The organism is Methanofastidiosum sp., from assembly GCA_013178285.1.
In the GTDB taxonomy this organism is placed as follows: domain Archaea; phylum Methanobacteriota_B; class Thermococci; order Methanofastidiosales; family Methanofastidiosaceae; genus Methanofastidiosum.
Genome location: JABLXD010000005.1, coordinates 39991 through 66130, shown reverse-complemented (window position 1 = coordinate 66130; position 26140 = coordinate 39991). Strand labels below are relative to the sequence as shown.

Below are 26140 nucleotides of genomic sequence, written 5' to 3'. Positions count from 1 at the left end.
CTATCCAGTCTTTTGTAAAATTCAGCATCGTTAGAAAGAGTTTCTGAGAAAAATCCGTGCTCTTGGCACTCTTTTTCCATTATAATATGGCCTCGAATCTCTTTGATATCTGCTTTGATTTTTTTTTGGCAAACGGGGCATATTGAGTCTGTAGTACGTATAAGTTCAGAAGACAATTAAGCACCTTATGAAAAGGAAATAAAATTATTTAAAAAATTATCTCTTAAACAAATATAAAACAAATATAATTACTGCAATAATCCCAACTATGGATAAAAACAGGAAAAAATAGAACAAAAAAGGAGTTTTAGGTTCTGGAGATTCAATAATCTCGTTTGTGATTACAGAGTCATTGGATTCCAAGATCTCTTCTTTTTCAATTATAGTTATCTTAATGTCTTTATATGCCATCCCTTCATTGCCTGAAATATCGCTAAATTTTGCCAAAATTATGGGATTTAAAAACACATCAGAACTATTCTCGTCAATTGTAATAAATAGCCCTTTAGAAATTTCATTTCCTGGGTTAAGATAAGCTATTTCTATTGTTTCATCAGATGGTATATCTCCTCTAATCTCAACTTTGATATCCCTCATCTGCACATTTCCAATATTTTCTATTGTAAATGGCACTTCTAGAGTGTCTCCCTTATAGGCAGTGAACTCATCCATGTCTAATTTTAAGACAGCTTCAGCCCTTTTTTCAGTAAGGGCCATCGTAACTTGTTTTTCTAAATAAAAGGGCCTGCAGCCGCCTCTACATGCACCCTTCCCACATTTTAGAATAATGTTAAATCTTGCTTCACTTAATGGAAAATCTTCTTTGAAAGAGAGGACAAAAGTTTCTTTGAAACTATCCCCCGGTTCAACTATTGAAAACTTAAAAGGATTATTTTGGTAATCTCTATCGGACTGGATAAAAGACCCATATTTTTTCATAAATGATTCTTCAATTATTATAGTCCCATCCCAAAGCCTATCATTTGATTGATTTATTATTTCAAATGTGATCCTTACTTCTTTGCCTTTTTCAGAATTTGTAGGGTAAGACAATGAAAGGTCAACATACTCTGCCATCACAGGCTGGACAATATAGCATAGGATTAAAACCAATATAATTAATCTCTTCACTAAATCACAATAAATTTTCTTGTTTATCCAATTTAAATTTAACGAATATTTATTTATTAGAAAGGTGCCAAACTATAATAACCTTTTTAAATGTATTAATTCTCATCTCTTTAAATGGTGAGTTTTTATGGATGACGGTCATAAAATAGGGCTTGTTTTTGCTTTAACTGGGCTTGTAGCAGGCATAATCTCCGGGATAGCACCCATACCTAGTTTTGCGAGCATTATCCTTGCATGCGTTATATTTTACGTTTCACAATATCCTGTCAAAATGATAGGCGTTGACGCAACAAAATATGGTAGCAGGGGCAGCATTCTAAAATCAGGTGTGTTCTCATTCCTTGGAAGCTGGCTAATGTTCTGGATAATTATCTTTAATTCATAAAAATATTATTTTTTTTAGGTGGTCCTTTGAGAATTGCTGTAATAGATTATGATAAATGCCAACCAAAAAAATGTAATCTATTGTGCCTTAACTATTGCCCAGGACCTAGGATGAACGAAGAAACTATAATAGTTGATGAAGTAACTAAAAAACCCATTATCTCTGAAGTTTTGTGTACAGGCTGCGGGATATGCATTCATAAATGCCCCTACAAAGCAATTTCAATTGTTAATTTACCTGAAGAGCTTTCTCAACCAATACACCAGTACGGGCCAAATACATTTAGACTTTACCGATTACCAATCCCAAAGGAAGGGAAGGTATTGGGTCTAATAGGGCAAAATGGAGTGGGCAAGACAACAGCAATTAAGATACTTTCTGGGGAGCTTTATCCTAACATGGGAGAATATTCTTCAAAAGAGAAGAAAAATCTCACTTCTTATTTCAGGGGAACAGAGCTTCAAGGGTATTTTGAGAAGATTGAGTCACAAAATATTAAGAGCTCTTTAAAACCACAGTACGTTGATAAACTTTCTCAAGTCGTAAAAGGAAACACCCTAGATCTACTTCAAAAGGTAGATGAAAGGGGAGTTTCAAAGGAGCTAATAGATGAGCTTGATTTAAAAGATGCTCTCGATAAGGATATCTCTGTATTGAGCGGAGGGGAATTACAAAGAGTTGCAGTTATTGCTTCAATGTCTAAGGAAGCGGATATTTATTTTTTGGATGAGCCCACCTCATATCTTGATATAAAACAGAGATTAAATGTTGCAAAGGCCATAAGAAAGCTTGCAGAACAGAAAACTGTCGTCGTAATAGAACATGACCTTGCTATTCTTGATTATTTAAGTGATAATATTCATATCCTTTATGGACAACCCGGAGTATATGGAATTGTTTCAACTCCTCTTGGAGTAAGAGTTGGAATCAATATGTACCTAGACGGTTACATAAAGGAGGATAACGTTAGATTTAGAGACGAATCGATTAAATTCTACCAAAAGGAAGATAAAACCCTAAAATCAAAGAAAGTCCTTTTAGAATATCCCTCATTTGAGAAGACATTTGATAGCTTTTCACTAAAAACAGAAGGCGGAGTCCTGCATAAGGGCGAAGTAATCGGAATAGTTGGACCAAATGCAACCGGTAAGAGTACATTTATCAAAATACTAGCCGGAGTTTTAGAGCCTGACAATGGAGAAAAATTTGAAACAGAACTTAAAGTTTCATACAAACCCCAGTATATCAAAAGAGATTACGAGGGGACCGTAAGGAACTTACTGGCTGAAGTAGCAAAGGAGAAGTTTTTCACCAATATATACAAGGCAGAAATACTAAGGCCTCTAGAGATAGACCCTATAATAGATAATACCGTTTCAGAGCTTTCCGGCGGTGAATTACAGAGGGTGGCAATAGCGGCATGCCTTTCCCAGGATGCAGATTTATATCTATTTGATGAGCCTTCGGCATACCTTGATATCGAGCAGAGACTTAACTTTTCAAAAGTATTGAGAAGATTCATAGGGGATAAGGATATCATGGCACTTATAGTTGAACATGACTTAGTTTCTTTAGATTATACTTCAGATAAGACAATTGTATTTTCTGGAAGACCAAGTGTGTCAGGAATAGCCTCACAACCCTTATCTCTTCGTGAGGGCATGAATAAATTTTTGAAAGAGATTGGGATAACATTCAGAAGAGAACCTGAATCAGGAAGGCCAAGATCGAACAAAATTGACTCCCAAAAAGACAGAGAGCAAAAGTCCTCTGGAGAGTATTATTACTTTAAAGCATAGAGTGATTATAGCAACTCTACAGTTCCTGTGTCACCATTAACTTTGACTTTTTTTCCTTCTTCAAGAGTCTCAATTTCTATCTTGTCAATCATCGGGATATCCGAAATTATCGCACCAACAGAAACTATCGTTTCCGCTTCTTTGTTAATTATTGCAAGGGGGGCAGCACCATTCTTTTTCAGTTGATAGATAACATATGATCCAACAGTTGAACCTTTCCCCATTGGAAATACAAAGACTTTATTCTTTATACTCTTCCCAAAAGCATTTGAATTTTTGTCCATCACAACCCCAGTTTTTGGATCAACTCCTCCAAGAAAAGAAATTGGAGAGGTGCTTTTTAGCACTTCTCCTTCCGCTAAGCCTTTAGATATTTTTCTTCCAGTTAAGATCATTCCATTATCCCTCTAAGGATTCAAGTCTATTGAGTATTGAAATAATTTCGTCAGTCAGTTTCTTGTAATCTTCAGAGCCAGGTTGTAAAGCCTCTCTTTGGATATAATACTTTATCAATGTAGCGACAAGCTCTTCCTTTTCTCCTGTTGGTGTTGGTCCGACTGTGGGCTTTCCATCAGTTGGTGTTGTAGGTGTAACTTGTGTCACTGTTATCTTTGAAAAGAGATTGTTTAATGCATCATCGACAGTTTGGCCTCTTCCAAATGTCATAGATCTTGGCTCTATAGTAACTATGTCCCAAAGATTAACTGATTCCGCTCTTTGGACATAAACAGAGAGCAGGTAAAGTGGAACTGTTCTATCTTTATATGTAAATGGATATAGTATCATATTCCCCTGTCTTTTTGTTTCAGCCAATAATCTAAATTCTTCTTGGTACTGGCTGTTTAAGAATTCCTGTGTAATCCTCTTCCCTGTAATCTTTTCTGCAGATATATCAATGGCATAGAACTTTGCTTCTGAACTTTTATCATCAAGGTATCCATACATAAGGGCAGTTAGCTCTCTTGATTCAGCCCTTCTCAATATCATCTGTAGAAAAGCTGCGTATTCATAATCTTCAGTTTTTGGATTTTTTGCTATGATATTGTATATGAAATCTGTGTACCTACCAACAGAGTCTCCAAGGTCAAACTCGTAGAAGTTTGTTGCTTCTATGTACTCTTTTGGATCTGTTATATGGTAAGTTGTATAGGCATCAGAAACATAGTTGAAATAATCGTCTGGAGCCCTTAACTGCGCCCTTATTTCATCAGGTATCTCACTTCCATCTTTAATCCACGGGTATATTTCTAGGTAAATTTTCTTGAATATGTCATCAGGCCCAACATAATAAACGATTACTTCTCCATTTCTCATGTTTGTAATGACCCTAGCAACATTCCTCTTGTAATCAAGATTTACATAAGGCATGTAAGTTGCAGAGTCAAGCCTTAGATTGTAATCTGTTAAGAAGTAAGGCTCGTCATTGTATAACACAATATAGCTGTCCAAGTCCCTTTCAAACTCAGCGGGCAGATAAATCGAATTTCTTTCATCTAAGGATCTGTATGGAACATAATCTAAAGATGGGTATTCAGACCATACCCCGTAGCCTTCTAGCCTGAATAGTATCAATCCACTTATGTTAATTGTTTTTACATCAAGTGATTGGGCATTGTCCCCTAGATTAGTTGCCCTATCCTCCGCTAGATACATATTAGTTGCATAGGAATTTGTTGTAACTGATTCAATCTCATCCCCATTTGAATAGGTATAGTCAAGTTGCCCTTCACCGAAATAGATTTTTGAAGGTATGTTTGTTATCTCCCTTGTGTTAGAATCCATTATGATTATATCATCAGTTCCAACATAGAATAAGTTCCTATTGTAGAAGTTGTCTGTGACCGGTGTTTCTGGCTTAATAGTCTTGTAGGTGGCCCAGTAGATTCTTTTTTCTTCTGGATCAAGGAATAGGTCGGTATCCGATATAAGGTAATACCTTGGTCCGAGTCTCGGCCTTGCAAGGACATAGCCTGTTACATAGTCCCATACCCTGACCCTATCTATCAGGTATCTATTCTCGTTAAGGAAGTCCTGCAGCTGTATATTCTTAAGGTCATTTTGTGGCAATATATCGACATTTATCCTCTCAACATTTTCAACGTAGGAGACCCATCTGTTAGAGTCAATCTCTCTTTGGATATAAGGGGTATTAAGTAAAGGATTTCCCCTGACACTCCTGTCAAGCAAGAACCCTTTTACACCTGCAGCGGCAGTTGGTGAAACTATTAGAAGTATTACCAATATTGCAATAATCCCCCTTTTACTCAAGAATCTGCTCTTATACTCTTCAACATTGGCCTCTGTGAATTTCATGTCAAATATGCCCTTTAATGTCGGCATAAACACAAGCGCAATAACAAGCAATACAGCCTTTACTATTCCTGGCATGAAAAGAGCTATTAGAGAGATCCCACTCATAATCCCAAGTTCTGTTCTGTCTCTTGAAACTACGATGTTCATAACTCCAATTCCAATGAGAATTAAAGATTCAATGACCCAGCCAATTTGCAGGAAGTCAAGTATCCCAAACTTGACATAGTCGGGATTATTTATGTAAAAAGTCAAGACGTTGCTGAAGAATAGAAGCCCAGAGAATAGCAACAAGGAAAGAAATAGAATTACCGCTGTCGGAATCGAGTGAATTTTTTCTAAAACAATTTCCTTTGGCTGTTCCCTTATTGTTCCATCTTCAAAGACCTTGCCTAATTTCTTTGCCCTCTCAATGAATAGATTTGCTATATATGGCAGGGCAACTACAAGAGTCAAAAGGAAGAGAATTCCTCTACCAATATTTATCAAATTGATATAGAGGTAGCTTTGGTAGAAGCTGTCTGTATTGTATATAAAGTCCATAATAAGTGGCCTTGTTATTTCAGGAAGCTCTTGCAAATAAAGTGCATATCTTAGATAGAGCACCGGAACTGGCATGAAAATGAAGATCAAGAAGAATATTAATAGGTAGATAAGTTTTCCACCTATATTCCTCCCAACTTCCTGTTTTATTATGCTCCTAAGCGGCGTCACAAGGAACATTATAAGAAACAGGATAATTGCCAGGACCAAACTCCATACCAGACCAATCATGTATAGAGATAACTTTACCATAAACTGCTCATAGAACAGAGTGTATAGAACATTCAAGTTAAAGTATACAGGAATCCCAAAGAAGTAGCCGATTATTAGAGCAAAAATAATGAAATACAACAATCCTTTTGGGTTAAACCCCTTTCCATTTTTTTTAGATTCTTTCTTCATACTTCTTTATAGGAACTGGGCCTTTAAATAATTTACCCGGTTTAATAGCACTGGCCATCATTTGTAAACTTTATCTCTTGATTCAAAAGTAATGATAATTATTTTTTCATTTGATATTCTATATATAATCCTGAATGACTTTACTCTTAAACATCTGTAACCTTTTAACTTATTCTTGAGTGGCTTTCCACTTTCAGGATTTTCTTCTAATTTCTTTATTTGAGCTAGAATATTTAATCTAGTACTTTTATCTTTAATTTTCTTATATTCTAGGTTGAAATTTTTTGAGAATTCAATCTTCATAGACCTTTTCCATTAGCTTTTTGTCCATCTCTTCTAGGCTAGTTGAACTCTCAAATGTAATGCTTTCTCCTTTTTCAATTTGTTTTTCTGCATCCTTTATTAACTCTAGTAATCCAAGTTCTCTTTTGATATTTTCTTTATTAATCGGCTCAAGGAGTATTTTTTCACCAACGTTGTAGACATAAAATTCATTATTTGGCTTTATATTTGCTGCTTTTCTAATTTTAACGGGTATGACTACCTGCCCATTTTTTGAAATATGTGTAACATCAACTTCCATAAAATCCTCTTCATTAATTACAATACTTAATAGAATTTGTATATTTATAAATATTACTAATATTTGTATTTTTATAATTCTAAACTCTTTAATACTAAGTTCGATAATATCGATTACATTGGTTATAACATGAAAAGCAATGTAGTTTATTTGAAACATATCATTGACTCGATTAACAAAATAGAGGAGTTTACAAAATTTGTTAATTATGGGGAGTTCATGAAAAATAATCTTGTCCAAAGCGCAGTTATTCTTAATCTTGAAATAATTGGTGAAACATCAAAGCACATACCCCTACATATAAAAGAGAGAAGTTTTCCATTTCATTGGAGTTTCTTTGAAGATTTAGGAAATAATTTGATCCAATACTATTACGAAGTAGATTTAGAGCTTGTTTGGGAAACAATTAATTTTAGGCTGCCAGAATTGAAAACTCAAGTAATGGATTTACTTTGTACTCTAGATGAATAATTGATAAGTGCGGGGGTATTTATCTTAAAGACACATCCCCAGAATAGACCTTGATTTCTTTGTTATCAACTTGCAATATCAATGCCCCGTTCTCATCTATGTCCTTTGCAAGCCCTTCATACGTTTCATTTATTCCGATTATCTTGACATTTTTACCAAGGGTATCCGAATTCTCCTTCCAAAGTATAATTATTTGATTGATATCACCATTTAGATATTTTTGATAGACTGAGTCATATTTTTCTAAAAAGGACTTCAAGAATAGATTTACCGAAACATCATTTTTGATTTCAAGTTTTAAAGATGTACCTGTTTCAGGCAGGTTATTTTGCTCTGTGTTTAGATTTACACCCACCCCAACAACAATATAGTTTATTTTTTCCATATCTGATGAGAGCTCCGTTAGTATGCCGGATACTTTCTTCCCTCTAATAAGGACATCATTGGGCCACTTGATCTTTGCATTGAGTTCATGATTCATGGCGTTTAATGTTTCAACAAGCGCTAATGAGGATACCAAAGTTAACTGTGGAGCTTTTTCAGGAGGTATATTTGGCTTTAGAATAAATGATACATATATCCCGCCTTTTGGGGAATGCCACTCTCTTCCTCTTCTGCCTCTGCCTGAGGTCTGCATCTCAGATACTACGACTGTTCCATCATTTTCTTCCAGTGCTATCTGCTTTGCCTTATTATTAGTTGAATCTACTTCTTCAAAGAAAAGTATCTTTTTTCCTATTATCTTAGTATCTAGAATTCTTTCTAGTTCGAATTCTACAGGTCTATCTGGTGATCTAATAAGTTTGTAACCTTCATTTGTCTTAGAATCTATTTCGTATCCAAGCTCTCTAAGTTTTTTAACGTGCTTCCATATTGCAGCCCTTGAAATCCCTATTTCTTTTGATATTTCTTCCCCTGATACATAGTTTCCTTTTTTCTCAAGTATTTCAAGGATCTTTGACTTCATTTTTTCACCGAAGAAAAATTAAAGTATATCTCTGCACCTGTATCTAGTTTTACGCTCAATCTGTGGTCTCCAGGTTCTTTATACTCAATCTGTTTTTGAATTGTTCTTTTTTCATTTGATTTTATAGATTCATTTCCTTCAAGGACTTTATTTCCATCAATATAGATGTCATACTGGTAGTTTTTGTCAGCGCCTTCTAGATTTTCTATGGTAAAATCAAAATAGAGCATGTCGTCAACTTTTTTGGTATAGTTATACAAAAGAATAGAATCTTTAGTTATCATATTCAGCGTGTAGCCTTTACCATCTACAAAAAAAGAATCCCCGGGATAATAAGTATTTAGAGCATCCATGGTGATTGAATCATTTTTTACTATTATTTCAGTACCATCTAGATTTGAAGCATTGTTGTCTATTTCTAGAATTGTTGTATTAAAGTAAATGCTTGTAAACTTGTCTTCAGAGATTTTTACTTCACTAAATGATAAAAGAATAAATGCCGAAACAAAGATGAAGGAAAAGGCTAATGCATAGAGGACATACCTATCATTCAATTATCTCAAACCCATCTTCCTTTGATTTAATACGGCCCTCATCTACAAGATCTTTTATAGCAAGCTCAACGTCAAGCTCATCAATACTCAAAACATTTGATATCTCTGACTTTGATATCTTTGGATCAGTTTTTACTAGTTCATAGACGCTTTCTTTTATCTCTTCTTCATCAACGTCATCGTAAAAGGACATGTCGCCTTTTTCTTCTTTTACTTCACCTGTTAGAGATTCTTCAGAGACTTCTTCCATAAGCTCTTCTATCTCTGTTTCCTGCAAGGCTTCTTCGACTTCAGAGATGTTTACTTCTTCAGTCACTGCTTCGTATGTTTCTTCTGCTTGATGTGGTACAGGCGCTTCTTGGGGGATGTAAGATTCTATTTTGTCTTTATATTCAAAGGAGAGTCCCCGTTCCATAAGCTCTTTTATTCTCTTAGAAAGTTCCAGTTCCCGGTATAGCCAGTAGTTTGGAGTGACAGGTATTATATTGTCAGGCGTAATATATATTTCATCTTGAAATTCTCCCACCCTTCCAATTATATCTACAATCTCTCCAACTTTGAACTTATCAAGAAGCTCAATTTTTTCTGACCATGCTTTTAATCTGGTAGTGGCAGTTCCATCATCTATAGTGAAGGAGCCGTAAGTATTTTCGTTGTTCCTATAAGAGTCTATTATGGTGCCAAGGATCCTTGCTTCCTTTGACTCACCAAAGGGTGTAGAAAGGATAACTCCTCCCATATCGTCATTTTTTAACTTACCATTGACAAGGTCAATAATCCTCATCTTGTAGGCTATCATTCAATGCTTTTTAATTATCGAGATATATAAGAGTTTCTTTAAGTTTAATTAGAAAAAGAAGAAAAGAAAAAATACTCAAAAAATAAAATATTTTTTAGTTTATGAGTCTGTGTATGTATGTGTTACTACGAATGTTCCATCATCACTTAGAATCGTGAAAGTTCTAGTAGTACCAGTAAGCAAGGTGAAGTTTCCATCTACACTAAACGGAACTATAGTTGTAGTAATTGTAGATCCGGCACTAATTGGCCCAACAGGAGAAATTGTAGCTGTACCTGGATCTTTTGTAGATGCATTTCCTGGATTTATGTTAACTGTATCGTCCAAAGTAATTGTACCAGAACTAAGGGTATTCTTTAAGACTACGTAGAATTTTGAACCATCGTCTGTTATGTTAATAACTTGTAATCCTCCGCCGAGTGCACCTTCGCTTGTTTCCTGGACTGACTTTTGTGTCTGCGTCTGGAAAGATCTAAACCAAATAAAGTATGCTCCAACTGCTGCAACAGCTACTGCGACCAATAACATGACTGCAATAACTGGTGAAACAGCCTTTCTGTGCTTTCTAAAAAATTTCATCATTTTGTTAACCTCCATTTTTACATGGACAATACAAATAATCAGGGATTGTTTTTAAATGTTTCGGTAATATATGCCAAATTCGCAATTATTTATCAATTATTGATATTTAAATTCCAATTGGCACAAAAATTATTGCGAAAAATTTAAATATTGAATTAAATAATTACTTTGTATGAAAGATATAGACCAGAAGATTATAGATGTCATGAAGGAAAATGCGAGAATCTCAATAACTGACATCTCAAAGCTCACAAATATCCCAGATACCACCATTCATTTCCGCTTAAAAAAGCTGAAAAATGTCTTAAAATACAGGCTAACTCTAGATCACAAAAAACTTGGCGAAAATTACTACATGATTGAAATAATCCCCGAAACTTACGCAATCGATTCAATAACTGTAAAGAAAGCCGAGGAACTGTTCGAAAGATTGAGGAAGATGGAAGGGATATTATTTGCTGTTAAACTTAGGGATTCATTCATGCAGATAGGAAAATTCTGTGCTATTTATGCCGGGAAAGAAAAACCAAAACTAGATATTCCAGGGATAAAAGTTGCAACAGTAAGTGAGATAGATAAAATCTGGGGTGAAATCGCCCTATGCTCAAAGAGCTAGATCAGAACAACATTCTCCTATTAGGAGAGCCAGAAACTGGAAAAGAGTATTTTGGCAAAGAATTAATCAAGGGGGACCTAATCTATGTTGGCATAGATAAGAGTCCTGTAGAAATAAGGGAACTTTTCAAACCCAAGTTCATAATAGACTGTTATACGGAAAGATTGGGCATAAAAAGTGCTGAAAAATACCACATCTCGTATGCATATGATCTAGATGAAATAATAAGGAACATCTTCACGGCAAGGGAAGAAACTGGAAAAGACACAACGGTAATAATAGACTCTCTTTCTCCTTTAATAGTCACATTAGGCCTTGTTCCAGTGTATAGGTTCCTACAGCGATTATTTGCAATAGGCAGAGAAAAAAATACTAGAATAATAATACTATTGCACAAGGGCATGCACAAGGATGAAGTTGAAGTATCGATAAGGCATCTTGCAGAGGCTACCCTATTCTTAGAAAGGGCAGTTGAGATGGGTGAAGAGATATTTTACGTTGATTTTGGGAAGCTCTACAGCGGAAACTATAAAAGAATAAAGTATCGTATAGATAACAATAACGTAATATTTGATAGATTTACGATATAAGGGATTCCATGGTAGATGTACTTTTTTTAGGGATTGGAACAGCCATCCTCTTATTCTTTACCGTAGAGCTCATCACATTCATATTGTATAACACAACAAACGACTACAAGTCAAAGACGATGTACTTTATCATGGGGGAAACATTTGGCATAATGGGATACCTTTTATTGTTCATTTTTATTTTGAGCTCCTCAGATATCTTGAACTCTCTATTGAAGTTCTCCCCGGCATCATACCCAGAGATTGCGAGATCATCGAGTATTCTATTTTCAATTATACTATATACAATCCACATAATAATGCAGTTTAAGTATAATCTTGAAGAAAAGGACTATAAGACCCAGTACATGGTCTACCTTATAATCGGCGTTCTAGGTTACATCTTCTACCTTTACGGCCTTATGGCGGGGGTGAGGTAATTGAATGAAACATCCCAGAGCATGATCCACATATCTATCATAATGGTTGCAGTTTCTCTATTTTTGGCGCAATATGCCTTGATATCAAACTATATCTTCAAGGAATCATTATCAGTTTTCTTACTAATTTCAAGCATACTATTCATGGGATCATTTATAACTGCATTCAAATCCTCAAAACTAAAGGAGGACAATATAAGGAAGGAAGCATTTATTAACACGTCATTTAGTGTATTTATATTAGGAATTGTAATAATGATACTTTCATTTTTCCTAGTTACATTAAGAATATAGGTGAGAATTATGGAAGAAAGGGTAAAAACAGGAATAAAAGGCCTTGATGAACTTATAGGAGGTGGCCTCCCAAAAAGCTCATCAATATTACTATCTGGAGAGGCAGGAACAGGAAAGACCATATTTTCCTTACAGTATATCTACACAGGTGCCAAGGATTTTGGGGAAGCAGGCATCTATGTAACGTTTGAAGAGAAACCTGATGAGCTTAGGAGGGAAGCTTCACAGTTTGGATGGGATATAAAAAAGTATGAGGATTTGAAAAAGATTGTCATCCTGGATGCAGCATCATTAAGAGTTGGCGTTCCAACTGATGAAAGCTTCTATGTGAAAAGTGATGTTGACATAAAGGCCCTACTTTCACGATTATATGAGATAGCCATGGAAATCAATGCAAAAAGGATCGTTATAGATTCACTCCCCGCATTTTTCTTTTCTGATGAGCCAGAAAAAATGCGTGATGATATCTACATGATGGGAAGGGTCCTAACAGAGACAAAGGCTACTTCGATTTTGATAACTGAGATTATTCATGGCCAGGGATACTCTAGGTTTGGGTATGAAGAGTTCATAACTAGAGGAGTCATAACAATGCACCTTGTGGAAGGCGAAAAGGCGATGCCAAGGATGGCAGAGTATAAGAGGAGCATATTCATCAGAAAGATGAGGGAGACAAACCACAAGATTAAGCAGTACCCCTTTTCGATAACTGAACAGGGCATAGTAGTATACCCACAGGGAGAAATATACTAGCCTTGTGATGCATATGATAGCTGTACCGGATACATCCGTTGTAGTTGACGGCAGGTTCAAGGCTCTTTTGCGCGACGCTGATTTTGTCAAGGATTTAGAAAAGATTGTCATAGCCGAGGCCACAGTCGCTGAAGTTGAACATCTTGCAAATGAAGGGAAATCTTCTGGGATATCTGGGATTGCAGAGCTAAAGACCATATTTAAGATGTCGCATGAACTTTTTGTACCACTGGAATACTACGGGAAGAGGCCAACAAAGTATGAAATTGCAGGTGCCAAAAAGGGGGATATTGACGCCATTATTAGAGAGGCTGCGATGGATCTAGGTGCTACACTTGTTACAGGCGACCTAATACAGAAGGATATCGCAGAGGCAAAAGGGATCCCGTCTATTTTTCTAGCCCCTTACAAAAAGGTAAAGCTAAAGATTGAAGATTTCTTTGACTCAGAAACTCTTTCCGTTCATTTAAAGGACGGTATAATGCCGGCTAGAAAGAAAGGAAAGCCAGGTTCAATCGTCCTTGAAAAATATGATAGGATTTACACCGAGGAAGAGTTAAACGAGATATCTCTTGATATCCTAGAGCGTGCAAAGACTACAAGGGATAGCTTCATTGAGCTTGATGAAAAAGGGGCCGATGTTGTCCAGTTACAGGAGTATAGGATAGTTATTACCTCTCCTCCATTTTCCGATAGGTTTGAGATTACTGCGGTAAGGCCTGTTAAAAAACTAACATTAGAAGATTACAATATACCTGAGCAGCTCATGAGGAGGCTTGAAACTGCAGAAGGGATACTAATTGCCGGTGCACCTGGTATGGGCAAATCCACATTTGCTCAGGCAATAGCAGAATACTATGCTTCTTTAGAGAAGATAGTAAAGACCATGGAAAAGCCAAGGGACCTAAATGTGCAGCCTGAGATAACCCAGTATACCGCACTTGAAGGCGATATGGCAAAGACCGGCGATATATTACTTCTGGTAAGGCCAGACTTCACAGTTTTTGATGAGATGAGGGTGACAGATGATTTCAAGATATATGCCGACATGAGGCTTGCAGGTGTGGGGATGGTGGGTGTTGTCCATGCAACAAAGCCTGTAGATGCCATACAGCGTTTCATTGGAAGGATTGAACTAGGGATTATCCCCCAGCTTATTGACACAATCATATTCATAAAAAATGGTGAAGTTAACCAGGTATTAGATTTAGAGTTTGTAGTAAAAGTTCCTCATGGCATGAATGAAGCGGATCTTGCAAGGCCGATAGTTGAGGTAAAGGATTTCTACTCTAAAACTCCTCTCTATGAGATTTACACATACGGGGAGCAGGTCGTCGTGATGCCCCTTAAGGCAAGGAGGAAAGAGACTTCCCCAATGAAGAGATTGGCGCTATCAAAGCTAAAGGAAAGATTAAATGCTGAGCTTGGGATGCCTTTTGAACTAGAAGCTGTATCAGATTCTAGAATTGCACTATACCTCAATAATGACGATATCCCTTCGATTATTGGAAAGGAAGGAAAGAACATAAGGGCTTTGGAAAACGCGATAGGATTTTCAATTGATGTAAGGCCAATGGAAAAGCCAGTAAAAGAAAAAAAAGGAAAAATTCCAGTTGATGTAGACTTTAGGGAAAAGTATATCCTTATCAATGTTGAAAAAAGGTTTGCAAGAAAAAATGTCAAGATATTCATTGAGGAAAACTACTTAGACGAAATTAGCGTTCCAAAGTCTGGGAAGATCAAGATATCAAACAAAAATCCAATGGCTGAGCAGATTGAAGACGGCATCATGAATGGTAAAAACTTATATATAATGCTATAAAATCCGATTTGGGACCAGTGGCCTAGTGGATATGGCGATAGCCTCCTAAGCTATAGGTCGGGGGTTCGAATCCCCCCTGGTCCGTTGATTTTTCTTATATATTTTTGTAAATATTCTTTCTATGGCCTATATGCGTAATATAAATGAATTTAGCTTGATCATCTATATCTGCTATAACTCTATAATTTCCGACTCGAAGTTTATAATCCTCTCTTCCAGTCAATTTTTCAAAATAATGATGGGGATTATCTTTCGTAGAAATTATTTTATAATAAATCCTCTCTTTAAGATTTTTTGACAGACCATTTAAAAAATTAATAGCTTCGTTATCAAACTTGATTTGATACATTTACGTATAAAAATAATTTTATGTTAAAAAAGTTTTCTAAACTTCAAAATCATAAACCAAGTCTTAATTTCGCTTCTTCTTCCGTTAAAAATTCACCTTTTTTTATTCTTTCTCTAGCTTTCTCAATTGCTTCAATAGTTTCTAAGCTTAATTCTTTATTATCTCTACAGTTCTTTGCAATATATAGGATTTTTTTTATAACTTCATCATAGCTTTCGTTTTTATATTCTCGGAATAAATCTATTGCCTGTTTAGTATCTTCATGGATTTTGATAGTAGTAACCACAATCTCACCTGTATACTTTGGTATACCTGGGTATAAAAGATTATCTATAAGTATAGCATAAGCCCTATTTTCTCCAATTTTTTGTTAATGGTAACTTAAATTCTTTTATTAGAATTAGTATTCAATTTGGCTCAACCAAAATTATATAAATGTACCTCATTTCTTTAGTTTGGGAGCCAATGCAGTATAATTTCTCAAAGGGTACAAATTTTTTGGCTCCCCCAATAACTAAAACTTATAAGTGACAATTTCTAAAGACAGTTTATGCCTTGGAGTTTAAAGTTTGGAAGTATACTCGGGATCCCGATAGAGCTTCATATTACATTTTTGCTGCTTCTTTTGATATTTTCGATATTTGGGTTCATTCCGCTTTTAGTCATAGTGCTTTTGTTCGCTTCAGTTTTAGTGCATGAGTTGGCGCACTCTCTTGTTGGAAGGCATTACGGCGCTAAGATTAAAAAGATTACCCTTCTGCCGATAGGTGGCGTATCCCAGATGGAGGCTATACCAAAGGGCCATGAGTTTGCAATAGCCGTAATAGGTCCGATTACAAGCATAACTTTAGGAGTCATATTATTCTTATTTGGTTCCCTTTTTGGACTAAAAATGTACTTTGATCTTAACTGGATTCAGTTGGGCTCATTGACAGATATAGTTAGAATTGTGATGTCCTTGAACTTTTTACTTGGAGCGTTCAACATCATCCCTGCGTTCCCAATGGACGGCGGCAGGGTCTTAAGGGCCTTTTTATCATCAAGGATGGATTATCTAAGGGCAACTGAAATTTCAGTTAGGATAGGTCAGGGCCTTGCAATAGTCTTTGCATTTGTGGGCGTTTTCTATAATCCTTGGCTTATCATAATCGCCTTTTTCATATACATGGGTGGCATGGGCGAATACCAGTCAACCCAGATGTCATCAGCACTCAAAGGGATAAAGGTAAAGGACCTAATGGTGAAGGATGTAGTTACAGTTTCACCAAATGATACGCTAGAGGACTTTGAAAAAATCTTGATTGAAAAGAGGCACAAAGGCTATCCAGTTGTCCTCGATGGCAATGTTCTTGGCATAATAACAACTAATGAACTTCTCTCAGTTCCAAGGATTAAATGGTTTGAAACAAAAATCCAAGATGTCATGACAAAAGATATCATTACTGCAACTCCCAATATGGAAGTATTTGAATTACACACAAAGCTTGCTGAAAAAAATCTTGGAAGGGCGCCAGTTATAGAAAACGGTAGATTAATCGGATTCATCTCTAAAACTGATATCCTTAAATTTTCTGAAATACTGATGCTAAAGAGGATGTAAATGAAGGAAGTTCTAAAGGTCGGGGATACTAATTATATTATAGTTGGCACTGCCCACATCTATGAGAAGAGTGTTATTGAAGTTAGAGAAGCTATAAGGGAAGAGAAACCCGATATAGTTGCCCTTGAGCTTGATCCTGCAAGGCTTGATGCACTTTTACATAGCGACGATAGAAAACCAACTTTGAAGGAGATGAAAGACTTTGGTTTTAAGAATGCTCTTTTACTTTTATTTATGTCATACCTTCAAAAGAAGATATCAACAGACAGTGGAATCGTAGCTGGCAGAGAAATGATTGAAGCAGCAATGGAGGCTAGATCTTTAGGGATACCTATTGTGCTGATTGATAGGGATCTTAAGCTAACAATTCAAAGGCTCTTGGAAAAAGTTGGATTCAAGGAAAAAGTCATGATTCTAAAAGATGCAATTCTCCCAGACAAAGAATACTCAATAGATTATGTTTATGAAAATCCTTTAGAGTTAATTAGTGAAATTAAAGAGAGGTATCCATTCATATATGAAGTGCTTGTCGATGAGCGAGATAGATTCATGGCAGAAAACTTAAAAAGAATACAGAAGGAAAAGGTTTTAGCTATCGTGGGAGCAGGACATGTTTCTGGGATAAAAAGATACCTTGGTGAATCACATGAATAATTTTACTAACAAAGAAATCACTGAACTTTTAGTTGCATGGGCAGCATTGTCCATTGCTTTTGGATTTGCATTTAGCGGTGGGGTGTTCGCATTAAGTAATGTGAATAGAATGATACTTTTTATCTCGTCACTTCCGAAGTATTTTGTTATAGTTGGAGCAGCATTTTTGCTTCATGAGCTTTCACATAAATTTACTGCGATTAAATATGGATATCCTGCCCAGTTTCATCTTTGGCAGACGGGACTCTTACTCGCCTTAGGGATGTCATTTGCCCTTGGGATTGTATTTGCAGCCCCCGGAGCAGTCTATATTTATGGATTGACCGATGAAAAGAAGGATGCAAAAATATCCCTGTCAGGACCTCTTGCAAATATGATTGTTGCAGTATCTACTCTAGCTCTATTTAGATTCACATTTATTCCTTTACTGGCACAGGTAGCATATGTCAGCGCATTTATCGGAGTATTTAATCTCTTGCCTTTTGGGCCTCTTGACGGAAGCAAAATATTCAAGCATGAGAAAATGTGGTGGATTGCTCTGATGGCAGTTGGGGTAATAATCATCTTGACTATATAGGGAGTTCTGATGGGAGCTTTCCTCCCCAGACAACATCTAGGTATCCTTTGGGGTCAGTGTCACCTTCAGTGCTAATCAAAAGAACTTCTGAATCTTTTCCTATTTCTAGATCATTTTTTATATACATTAATACTCCAAGGCCAATTGCGCCACTTTCACCAGATATGACTTTTTTATCCCCCTTCAAAGGATTTCCTAAACTCCTCATTGAAAGGGCAGAGAGCTCATCTCTACATGAAACAAAGACATCTGAGTAGTCAAGGTGTATATCCCATGCTATTGGGTTTGGCACGCCGCATGATAATCCCGCCATTATGGTTGAGAGGTCGCCTTTTGCTCTGTGTGGCTTTCCATCGTTTATCTGCATTGACTCATAAAAGCAAGCTGCGTTATCCGGCTCGACAATAATTGAAATTGGTCTCTTCTTTCCATAGATTGAGTTAAAGTATCCAACTCCTGAAGCAGAAAAAGAACCAACACCTGCCTGAAGAATTATATGGGTGGGCATATCTCCACCATTTTCTTTTATTTCTTCCATCGCTTCATCAAAAAGAACTGTGTAGCCTTGCATTATCCAAGTTGGTATATCTTGGTATCCTTCCCATGCTGTATCAGATATTACCTGCCAACCTTCGTTTTCTCCATCTCTTGCCATCTTCTCTACAGCATCATCGTAGTTACCGTCTATTACAACTGCTTTAGCTCCTGTCTTTTTTATCGCCTCAATCCTCTGGGGAACCGTTCCTTTTGGCAGATAAATAACTGCCTTCTGGCCGAGATTCATAGAAGCCCATGCAACACCTAACCCATGATTGCCATCAGTTGCAGCAGAAAAAGTCAATTCGCCAATAGTTTCCTTAAATTGAGGGGAGAATATCTCCGATATAGAAATATTCTTGCCGGCAATCTCTTCTAGAGTCTTGTAAATAGCATAGACGCCTCCAAGAGACTTAAAGGAATTAAGGCCAAATCTATAGGATTCATCTTTAACTAAAATTTTCCCAACACCAATTTTTCCTGAAAGCTTTTCTAAAGAAACAAGGGGCGTTCTATCGTACTCATGCATGCCGGAATATATACTTCTTACTTTTTTTGCAACATCCTGAGAAACAAAATCAGTTGAAGCTTTCTTAACTGAGTAATCTCTAGCTCTATTATTTTTTATATAGTCTAAATAACTACTCACGTTCAACCCTTACCCCTTCATCAGTTGTTTTTGTCTTTATTGGTATTCCTCCTGCAATTCTTATTGCAGTTTCGACTTCTTTCATCTTGTTAGGTGCAAGGGCATACATACACCCTCCACCGCCTGCACCTGTAATCTTTGCACCAAGAGCCCCAGAAATCCTTGAGGCAAAAACAAGTTCAGAAAGCTCTTTCGTTGAAACGCCTATTGCTTCAAGAAGTCCGTTATTTATATTCATCAAAGAACCTAGTTCTTTTAGGTCACCGTTATCGCTTAGTATTCTTCTGCCTTTATCTGCTATCTCTTCCATGGCATCCATTATATTGTCTACAATCCCTGGATACTCTTCTTTTAGAGCCTTTACTTTTTCAAGAAGAACTTTAGTGCTTCCCTTTTCTCCCGTGTATCCAACTATCAAAGGTAAGTTTGGAGCAGAAAACCTTTCAATCTTTCCTTTCTTAAAATAAACTCCGCCACCAAGTGCTGAAACTGCCGGATCGATACCGCTTGAGCTTCCTTGGACTTCAAATTCAACTTCTTTGCCCATCTTTGCTATCTCTTCATTTGAGAATTTCATTTCGAGAAGCTCTGAAAGAAGCTTTAATGTTGGGATAACAACAGCTGCAGATGATCCAAGGCCGGCCCCAACAGGGATATCCGATCTTATAGAAACTTCAAACCCTTTTCGTGAACCATATTCACTGAATACCCTGTCAATAGCTGATTTTACATAGGACACTACAAATCCGGCTTTGCCATAGTCAGTTCCTAAAAAGATTTCTTCTTCAGAAAATGATATGCTGAGTCCGGGTATTTTAAGATCATTAGCATGAATCTTGATTACTTTATCATTCAATAGCTTTCCATCAGTATATGTTCTTAGATCAATCGCTGACGCAATTGCCCCTTTTCCATAAACGACAGAATGCTCTCCAAATAGAATTATTTTCCCTGGCGCCGATACTAGCATCTAATCCCCACCGACCCATAACCTACAACTGCACTCCAATCTCCGGAAGTTTCATATGAATTTGAATAGTCTAAAATTCTTGCTTTTTTTGCACCAAGCTCTCGCATGCATGAAAGCATAGCTGAAAGTGGGCCATATCCGCAAGTAGTATAGTCCTTACTATCTATAAAATTGTACAATCTATCTATGTCGAAGTTTTCAGCCATCTTCAATATTTCCATATCATTCTTTTTTATCCAAGAAAGAGTTTCTTCTTTATTCCCTCTCAAGGGATTATATCCAAATCGGTTTCCATAATGGACAAGGTCACTTGATGCAATTACTCCCAAAGGTTCTTTACTTGACTTTGCTATTGCCTTACCTATCTCAACAGCCGTTTCTTTATCTTGAATACCCATACATATTGGTACAAAAGTTGCATCCTTTTTTGTGTACTGCAAAAATGGCAACTGCACCTCTATTGAATGCTCGTATTTATGGGCGGCTGAATCAACTCCTACAAATCCAGAGTTTTCAACTATTTTTGAAGCAAGTTCTTCGTTGATCTTTATTTCGCCAAAAGGAGTTTCCCAGGAACCTTTATCCATCAAAGCTACGGGCAATCCTAATCCAGTGTGGTTTGGCCCAAGTATCACAAAAGTTTCTGGAGGTGAACTTGACATATAATAATAAGAGTGTGCTTGAGTTTTTCCAGAATAGACATATCCTGCATGAGGGCATAACATGCCAACATTCTTCCCTTCATCAATAAAATCAATATCTTTCTTTGCTTCTTCGATATATTTTTCAATCATTTTTTGAAGTGATGATTTGTCTCCGGGATAAAAACTTCCGGCGACATAAGATGGACGATACATATTTATTATTTTAGTCTTGAAATTTATATGCCTTTCTTCTTAATTTATTTTTATTATATTCAAGATATTCCCAGTAAAATTTCTATAAATGATAAAAAAATACGGATTATCTTTAATCTTCATTAATTTTAAACTTTTTTTTTGAGAGAAACATTTATAAGTAGCCAGCAAAGATTACAATATAATCTAAGGCACCAGGACCCGTAGCCCAGCGGATAAGGCGACGGCCTTCTAAGCCGTAGATCGAGGGTTCGAATCCCTCCGGGTCCGCTTATGTTTATTCTAGCGGGGTAGGGCAGCTAGGAGTGCCCGGCGGGCTCATAACCCGCAGGCCAGTGGTTCAAATCCACTCCCCGCTACCAATTTATTTTTTACCTATTCATCAATCCGTAAATAATTGCAAGGTATCCTATTATGTTTATTATGAGATCTATTTCACTTTTTCCATAAAAAAGAATTCTCAATGTGCTCATTAAATATGGAATTGAAAAAAGTGCAAATCCAATTGCAAAATATTTGTAAATGTCTTTCTTTGCCCTAAGGTATTTTAGATACCCCATTATTGATATTATCGCAGTAAAAATCAAATTGATTAGAATTGTCGATGCCACAATTATTTTGTTGTTTTGAATCTTATAAATATTACTGGGTTATAATACCTATTATTAGTAATTTCAATTCGGCATATTTTTTTAAAAGTGTATTTTAATCACAATTTGGAAATTTTTTCGATTATTGACTAAAATATTACCCACTTATCCAATAAAATCTTATTTAGGCTATTAATCTACCAAAACGTTTTTAAATATCGGAATACATATTAATACGTCGACAATAAGTTCGGCAAAAAATGGAGGTAAAAAGATGGCAAAGTCTATTGTTAAAGAAATGGACGGTAGGTTCGAACTTACTGAAGCAATGCCTGATTCTCAGTTTTACAACAAAGACTTGGCACCTGTGCCTTTTGCAAAAAGGACATGGGGATACTACGAGTACATTGCTATATGGGTAGGAATGTCCGTATGTGTTCCAACATGGATGTTGGGTGCAAGTATGGTTGATGCTGGATTCAACTGGGCAATCGTTGTCGGTACTATAGCTCTAGGTCAAATTATTGTATTGATTCCAATGGTTCTAAACTCCTTCGCCGGAGCAAAGTACGGTATACCGTTTCCTGTTTTTTTGAGAAGTGCATTTGGTATTTACGGGGCCAATATCCCTGCTTTGCTGAGGGCTATTGTGGCCATTGGATGGTTTGGAATCCAGACAATGATCATGGCCTTTGCAATTGACGGTATCCTAGTTGAATTAAGTCCAGCTGGATACGGTGGGATGGCAGGAACTATTCCCTTTTTTAACTTGAATGCGCACACAGTCATATCCTTCTTTATATCTTGGATAATGACAGTTGCAATTTGTTACTACTCTTCACCTGGAAAATCTGCACCTGGTGTAAAATGGCTAAACGATTTAGCGGCGCCAGTATTACTCCTTATTGGACTAGGATTACTCTGGTGGGGATACTCAAAGGCAGGCGGATGGGGACCAATTTTAAGTCAGCCAACAACAGCTTCGTTTGCAATTTGGCCAGCTTTCTTGACAGCAATGGTGGCATACTGGGCAACTTTGGCTATTAATATATCGGATTTGACTAGGTTCGCTAAGAATCAGAAGGTTCAATATATAGGCCAGACACTTGGAATGCCAACAACAATGACCTTATACTCCTTCATAGGGGTAGCAGTTACATCAGCTACTGTTGTTATATACGGTGCTGCAATCTGGGATCCAGTTGCTCTAATGATCAAAACTGGAAGTGTATTCTTCATCTACGTTGGATTGATATTCGTCATCTTAGCAACACTTACAACAAATATTGCTGCTAACATGGTCGCTCCAATAAATGATGTAATGCACGTATACCCAAAGAAGTTAAACTGGGAAGTAACAACAATTATCATAAGTTTAATAGGTATACTAATGCAGCCTTGGAGATTCTTGGCAGATCCAAATGCATACATTTGGACATGGTTATTGGGATACGGAGCATTCCTTGGACCAGTTGCAGGTGTGGTAGTCGCTGACTTCTGGCTTGTTAGAAAGCAGACCATTAAGCTAGATGACATATATAAGAAAGATGGATACTACGATTTCAAGAAGACTGCAAATCCTGCTATGACTGTAATCTTGTTGATCTGTGCAGCTTTGATTTTGTTCTTCTCAACTAGGGGACTAGTACTTGGGACAGGATGGCCCTCATGGATTACAACAGGAGTTTTGATAATTGGTGTGTTAGGTGCAGTATATCTTGGGTACGCTAAGATTCACGGTGTTAACATGGTCGGTGCTGTTTCAATGTTCGTTGGAATAGTAATCTCAATGGGATTACCTTTAGTAGTTCCAGCGGCCGGAATGTGGACATGGTTCATAGGGCTATTCGTATCCTTGATACTTTACTACCTTCTATATGAAGCATGGTACACCAAGTTCTTTGGCGCAATACCAAAATAAATATATTTTAATTTTTAATTTTCTTTTAATTTTCTAAGAAAACCTTTTAATTAAGTTGTAATAAATTCTGATGTGATTTTATGATTGAATACCTGTTAGTATTATCTGTTTTCCTAATTTTTAGTGTATGGCATTCTGCCACTTCAAAAGATTCTTTTAAGAAAATATTTACCTCAAAATTTAAGTTGAGTCTTTCCTCTTATACCCTGGTAAGGATACCCGTGTCTCTATTATTTCTTGGTCTCACCTTGTACCTCGTATTTTTATACAGAAAAACAACTCCTGAGCTCTTCACCCCAATCAAGGGCTTAATAGGAATTGTTCCACCACTTATTGCAATGTGGTTTTCTTCCTACGTTACGCTTCAAATATCTAAAGCAGACAGATTGCCACAGTATTTTGGTATATTAGATACTCCTAAAGTGTTTTTCTACAGTGGCGCATATTCAATTTGTAGGCATCCGCTATATTTTTCATGGCTTTTGGCTGTATGGGGATTTATAATTTCAAGCCCCTACCTTTTGTATCTTGAATTTGCAGTCTTGATCACTGCTTTTGTTATATATATGTCAAAAGAAGAAGAAAAAGCAATGATTGCCTTATTTGGACAAAGATATATCGATTATACTAAAAATGTACCGTTCTTACTCCCCTACGGATTCCTAAATAAAAATTATGATTCCAAATGAAAAACAATAGAAGGCCTCACAATGATTGAAGTTATTGTATGGATGATTTTGACACTAGGAATTGGATCTCTTTCCGCAGTGATTGCAAAGAGGTATGGGGTGGAATATATAATCGGCATGTTTGCAAGCTTTACTGTTATAGCTAACATAATAGCGTCTAAAATAGTTGTATTTGGGCCATTCACAGTTCCTGCTGCAGTCTTAGTGTATTCTACTACTTTTTTACTTACTGATTTCCTTTCTGAATTATACTCTGAAAAAGAAGCGATTAAAGCAGTATTTATCGGATTTATATCTAACGTTGTATTGGTAATTTCAATCTGGGTTGCAGTTCAATGGCAAGGGGCCCCATTTTGGGGAGGGCAATCCGCTTTTGAATCAATTTTTGGAATAGTTCCAAGAATTGTTTTAGGCTCTATGATTGCTTATATTGTATCACAGAATCTTGATGTTAAAATCTTCATGTTTTTCAAAAATAAGTATCCAAAACACTTGTGGCTTCGGAACAATACAGGAACAATGGTAAGCCAGCTTGTTGATACCATTATTTTCATAACAATAGCGTTTTATGGAACAACTTCCTTGGAAATTCTCCTGTCATTAGTTGTAGGTCAGTATATTGTAAAATGGATAATCGCCATTTTTGACACGCCCTTTTTATATTTTGTAAAATTCATTTACAATAAATATTAAACCACGACTAACCATTTAATTTATATACTTTTAGTTTCAAATAAGAATGGTAATATTATGGAAGAAGAGATTGATAAAGATATTGATGGCGTACCAAAACCAAAGCTTAGTAATAGAGATAGTATAATTCTTGCAATAATTATAATTGCATTTATGGCTATAGCTTATGTAATCTTCATGTGATTGATACTATGGAACATGTACCAAAATTTAAGATGTGGCTTGAAGACAAAGAAAAGAGATATATCTTGGGAAAAGGCACTGCAGATCTTTTGCTTAAAATAAAAGAGTTAAAATCCATCTCTGAAGCAGCAAACTTTTACAATATTTCGTATGCCCATGCTTGGAGAAAAATAAGATCGATTGAAAAAAGTTCTGGCCAGGAAATCATCTCTAAAACAAGAGGGGGAAAAGGTGGCGGCCATTCAGAATTGACCCCTTTTGGAGAAAAGATTCTATTGGAATACCTTAAAACAAAAGAGACTCTTGAAAAATGCATTGAGAAGTTATAGCTTCTCAATTATTTCTATTATTTTACCAACTTGTTGATAGTTAATTACTGGCATCCCCTTGTATTCGGATATCTCATTTGAGATTATTCCAGATATACAAAAAACTTCATCCCTTAAATCATTAATAAGGTCTTCTTCATCTCTGGCACAGAGGATTTTTGGGCATTTATACTCTCTAAATCCTTCAAGAATAAGGTAGTCTGATTCAAAATTATTTAGAAGTTCTTCATCACTTTGATCATAATATAATATTGCCTTACCTTTTGGATAAACTAAGCCGACCCTCTCCGCACCGGAAGCGTGATGTTTGAATGTGTCCGTTCCTTCCCTTTCTAGAGAGAAATCCTCTATATGGATGCTTTTCGCTGAGGAAACAGAGTAACCTTTTTTTACTAGGGCATTGATGATTGAAGTTACAACTGTTGTTTTTCCAGACTTCTTAAAACCATAAACCCCAACTATTTTCATAGATATCTGGATGTATTTTTATTTATAAATTAAATCATGGGAAAATTTAAAAGT

33 protein-coding genes and 3 tRNA genes are annotated in these 26140 nt (G+C 36.3%); 19 read left to right on the top strand and 17 right to left on the bottom strand.

All coding sequences use genetic code 11. The features are described from left to right. Positions 1-176, bottom strand: a 176-nt coding sequence (locus HPY60_03380) for a radical SAM protein (GenBank protein ID NPV50223.1), incomplete at its 3' end; no start/stop codon positions are given. A gap of 40 nt (positions 177-216) precedes the next feature. After that, positions 217-1131, bottom strand: a complete 915-nt coding sequence (locus HPY60_03375) for a hypothetical protein (GenBank protein ID NPV50222.1) — start codon at positions 1129-1131, stop codon at positions 217-219. Positions 1132-1258: 127 nt separating this feature from the next. On the opposite strand from HPY60_03375, the gene HPY60_03370 reads away from it, so the two are divergent. Both HPY60_03370 and HPY60_03365 read left to right on the top strand, forming a co-directional pair. Further along, positions 1259-1516 (top strand): hypothetical protein, encoded by a 258-nt coding sequence (locus tag HPY60_03370; protein NPV50221.1) that lies wholly within the window; start codon positions 1259-1261, stop codon positions 1514-1516. 26 nt (positions 1517-1542) lie between these two features. Further along, complete coding sequence (locus HPY60_03365; protein ID NPV50220.1) at positions 1543-3315, top strand: ribosome biogenesis/translation initiation ATPase RLI; 1773 nt, start codon at positions 1543-1545, stop codon at positions 3313-3315. Between the two features lie 5 nt (positions 3316-3320). On the opposite strand, the gene HPY60_03360 is transcribed toward HPY60_03365, so the two are convergent. The 4 genes from HPY60_03360 to HPY60_03345 are packed head-to-tail and all read right to left on the bottom strand — an operon-like array spanning position 3321 to position 7153. Next, positions 3321-3710, bottom strand: coding sequence for a DUF126 domain-containing protein (locus HPY60_03360; GenBank protein ID NPV50219.1), 390 nt, complete (start codon positions 3708-3710; stop codon positions 3321-3323). Between the two features lie 4 nt (positions 3711-3714). Continuing rightward, positions 3715-6570: a COG1615 family transporter gene (locus tag HPY60_03355; protein NPV50218.1), complete on the bottom strand. Its 2856-nt coding sequence runs from the start codon at positions 6568-6570 to the stop codon at positions 3715-3717. A 57-nt stretch (positions 6571-6627) separates the two neighbouring features. Further along, a complete protein-coding gene (locus HPY60_03350; GenBank protein ID NPV50217.1) occupies positions 6628-6873 on the bottom strand; it encodes a type II toxin-antitoxin system RelE/ParE family toxin in 246 nt (81 codons plus the stop codon). After that, complete coding sequence (locus HPY60_03345) at positions 6863-7153, bottom strand: AbrB/MazE/SpoVT family DNA-binding domain-containing protein (protein NPV50216.1); 291 nt, start codon at positions 7151-7153, stop codon at positions 6863-6865. Before HPY60_03345 ends, HPY60_03350 begins: the two co-directional genes overlap by 11 nt. 129 nt (positions 7154-7282) lie before the next feature. On the opposite strand from HPY60_03345, the gene HPY60_03340 reads away from it, so the two are divergent. Beyond that, positions 7283-7624, top strand: coding sequence for a DUF86 domain-containing protein (locus HPY60_03340; protein ID NPV50215.1), 342 nt, complete (start codon positions 7283-7285; stop codon positions 7622-7624). Between the two features lie 19 nt (positions 7625-7643). Here the strand turns inward: HPY60_03340 and HPY60_03335 are convergent, their stop codons facing one another. The 4 genes from HPY60_03335 to HPY60_03320 all read right to left on the bottom strand — a co-directional run bounded on the left by HPY60_03335 (position 7644) and on the right by HPY60_03320 (position 10526). Further along, a complete protein-coding gene (locus tag HPY60_03335) occupies positions 7644-8591 on the bottom strand; it encodes a biotin--[acetyl-CoA-carboxylase] ligase (protein ID NPV50214.1) in 948 nt (315 codons plus the stop codon). Then, positions 8588-9145 carry a hypothetical protein gene (locus HPY60_03330; GenBank protein NPV50213.1) on the bottom strand — a complete coding sequence of 186 codons (558 nt, stop codon included), beginning with the start codon at positions 9143-9145 and terminating at the stop codon, positions 8588-8590. The genes HPY60_03335 and HPY60_03330 overlap by 4 nt, the downstream gene beginning before the upstream one ends. Further along, entirely contained in the window at positions 9138-9944 is an 807-nt protein-coding gene (locus tag HPY60_03325; GenBank protein NPV50212.1) for a hypothetical protein, read from the bottom strand. Before HPY60_03325 ends, HPY60_03330 begins: the two co-directional genes overlap by 8 nt. Positions 9945-10043: 99 nt before the next feature. Beyond that, positions 10044-10526, bottom strand: coding sequence for a hypothetical protein (locus HPY60_03320; protein ID NPV50211.1), 483 nt, complete (start codon positions 10524-10526; stop codon positions 10044-10046). A gap of 172 nt (positions 10527-10698) precedes the next feature. Here HPY60_03320 and HPY60_03315 point away from each other — a divergent pair, with 172 nt between their 5' ends. The 7 genes from HPY60_03315 to HPY60_03285 all read left to right on the top strand — a co-directional run bounded on the left by HPY60_03315 (position 10699) and on the right by HPY60_03285 (position 15104). After that, complete coding sequence (locus tag HPY60_03315; protein NPV50210.1) at positions 10699-11142, top strand: winged helix-turn-helix transcriptional regulator; 444 nt, start codon at positions 10699-10701, stop codon at positions 11140-11142. Then, on the top strand, positions 11127-11732 hold the full coding sequence (locus HPY60_03310; GenBank protein NPV50209.1) for a hypothetical protein: 606 nt from the start codon (positions 11127-11129) through the stop codon (positions 11730-11732). The genes HPY60_03315 and HPY60_03310 overlap by 16 nt, the downstream gene beginning before the upstream one ends. 8 nt (positions 11733-11740) lie before the next feature. After that, positions 11741-12151: a hypothetical protein gene (locus tag HPY60_03305; GenBank protein ID NPV50208.1), complete on the top strand. Its 411-nt coding sequence runs from the start codon at positions 11741-11743 to the stop codon at positions 12149-12151. Continuing rightward, positions 12152-12445: a hypothetical protein gene (locus HPY60_03300; protein NPV50207.1), complete on the top strand. Its 294-nt coding sequence runs from the start codon at positions 12152-12154 to the stop codon at positions 12443-12445. Positions 12446-12454: 9 nt separating this feature from the next. After that, the gene (locus HPY60_03295; GenBank protein NPV50206.1) at positions 12455-13198 is read left to right on the top strand and encodes an AAA family ATPase; all 744 of its coding nucleotides are present in this window, start codon (positions 12455-12457) and stop codon (positions 13196-13198) included. A gap of 13 nt (positions 13199-13211) precedes the next feature. Then, positions 13212-15020, top strand: a complete 1809-nt coding sequence (tadA, locus tag HPY60_03290) for a Flp pilus assembly complex ATPase component TadA (protein ID NPV50205.1) — start codon at positions 13212-13214, stop codon at positions 15018-15020. Positions 15021-15031: 11 nt separating this feature from the next. After that, positions 15032-15104, top strand: a tRNA-Arg gene (locus HPY60_03285). A gap of 10 nt (positions 15105-15114) precedes the next feature. Here HPY60_03285 and HPY60_03280 read toward each other — a convergent pair. Then, positions 15115-15369: a type II toxin-antitoxin system RelE/ParE family toxin gene (locus HPY60_03280; GenBank protein ID NPV50204.1), complete on the bottom strand. Its 255-nt coding sequence runs from the start codon at positions 15367-15369 to the stop codon at positions 15115-15117. Between the two features lie 49 nt (positions 15370-15418). Next, on the bottom strand, positions 15419-15655 hold the full coding sequence (locus tag HPY60_03275; GenBank protein ID NPV50203.1) for a hypothetical protein: 237 nt from the start codon (positions 15653-15655) through the stop codon (positions 15419-15421). A gap of 264 nt (positions 15656-15919) precedes the next feature. Between HPY60_03275 and HPY60_03270 the strand changes: the two genes are divergently transcribed. Genes HPY60_03270 through HPY60_03260 form a run of 3 tightly spaced genes read left to right on the top strand, consistent with a single transcriptional unit; the run spans position 15920 to position 18200 of the window. Next, complete coding sequence (locus HPY60_03270) at positions 15920-16969, top strand: site-2 protease family protein (GenBank protein NPV50202.1); 1050 nt, start codon at positions 15920-15922, stop codon at positions 16967-16969. Continuing rightward, a complete protein-coding gene (locus tag HPY60_03265) occupies positions 16970-17623 on the top strand; it encodes a hypothetical protein (GenBank protein NPV50201.1) in 654 nt (217 codons plus the stop codon). It abuts the gene before it with no gap. Then, the gene (locus HPY60_03260) at positions 17616-18200 is read left to right on the top strand and encodes a site-2 protease family protein (GenBank protein ID NPV50200.1); all 585 of its coding nucleotides are present in this window, start codon (positions 17616-17618) and stop codon (positions 18198-18200) included. Before HPY60_03265 ends, HPY60_03260 begins: the two co-directional genes overlap by 8 nt. Here the strand turns inward: HPY60_03260 and HPY60_03255 are convergent. From HPY60_03255 to HPY60_03245, 3 genes are read right to left on the bottom strand one after another with little or no spacing between them, the layout of a single operon-like run. Then, entirely contained in the window at positions 18193-19392 is a 1200-nt protein-coding gene (locus tag HPY60_03255) for a diaminopropionate ammonia-lyase (protein NPV50199.1), read from the bottom strand. The two genes, HPY60_03260 and HPY60_03255, sit on opposite strands and share 8 nt — an antisense overlap. Beyond that, a complete protein-coding gene (gene mvk, locus HPY60_03250; protein ID NPV50198.1) occupies positions 19379-20356 on the bottom strand; it encodes a mevalonate kinase in 978 nt (325 codons plus the stop codon). Before mvk ends, HPY60_03255 begins: the two co-directional genes overlap by 14 nt. Continuing rightward, entirely contained in the window at positions 20350-21213 is an 864-nt protein-coding gene (locus tag HPY60_03245) for an MEMO1 family protein (GenBank protein ID NPV50197.1), read from the bottom strand. Before HPY60_03245 ends, mvk begins: the two co-directional genes overlap by 7 nt. A gap of 197 nt (positions 21214-21410) precedes the next feature. Here HPY60_03245 and HPY60_03240 point away from each other — a divergent pair. Beyond that, positions 21411-21483 (top strand) — tRNA-Arg (locus HPY60_03240). Positions 21484-21497: 14 nt separating this feature from the next. Further along, a tRNA-Met gene (locus tag HPY60_03235) sits at positions 21498-21575 on the top strand. A 9-nt stretch (positions 21576-21584) separates the two neighbouring features. Here HPY60_03235 and HPY60_03230 read toward each other — a convergent pair. After that, the gene (locus tag HPY60_03230; protein NPV50196.1) at positions 21585-21824 is read right to left on the bottom strand and encodes a hypothetical protein; all 240 of its coding nucleotides are present in this window, start codon (positions 21822-21824) and stop codon (positions 21585-21587) included. A 253-nt stretch (positions 21825-22077) separates the two neighbouring features. Here HPY60_03230 and HPY60_03225 point away from each other — a divergent pair, with 253 nt between their 5' ends. From HPY60_03225 to HPY60_03210, 4 genes are all read left to right on the top strand, one after another. Next, positions 22078-23724, top strand: a complete 1647-nt coding sequence (locus HPY60_03225) for a nitrate reductase (protein NPV50195.1) — start codon at positions 22078-22080, stop codon at positions 23722-23724. An 80-nt stretch (positions 23725-23804) separates the two neighbouring features. Then, on the top strand, positions 23805-24413 hold the full coding sequence (locus HPY60_03220; protein ID NPV50194.1) for a hypothetical protein: 609 nt from the start codon (positions 23805-23807) through the stop codon (positions 24411-24413). 21 nt (positions 24414-24434) lie between these two features. After that, the gene (locus HPY60_03215; protein NPV50193.1) at positions 24435-25106 is read left to right on the top strand and encodes a queuosine precursor transporter; all 672 of its coding nucleotides are present in this window, start codon (positions 24435-24437) and stop codon (positions 25104-25106) included. 191 nt (positions 25107-25297) lie between these two features. Beyond that, entirely contained in the window at positions 25298-25618 is a 321-nt protein-coding gene (locus HPY60_03210) for a LysR family transcriptional regulator (GenBank protein NPV50192.1), read from the top strand. On the opposite strand, the gene mobB is transcribed toward HPY60_03210, so the two are convergent. Continuing rightward, complete coding sequence (gene mobB / locus HPY60_03205) at positions 25613-26086, bottom strand: molybdopterin-guanine dinucleotide biosynthesis protein B (protein NPV50191.1); 474 nt, start codon at positions 26084-26086, stop codon at positions 25613-25615. The genes HPY60_03210 and mobB overlap by 6 nt on opposite strands. Positions 26087-26140 lie beyond the last annotated feature (54 nt).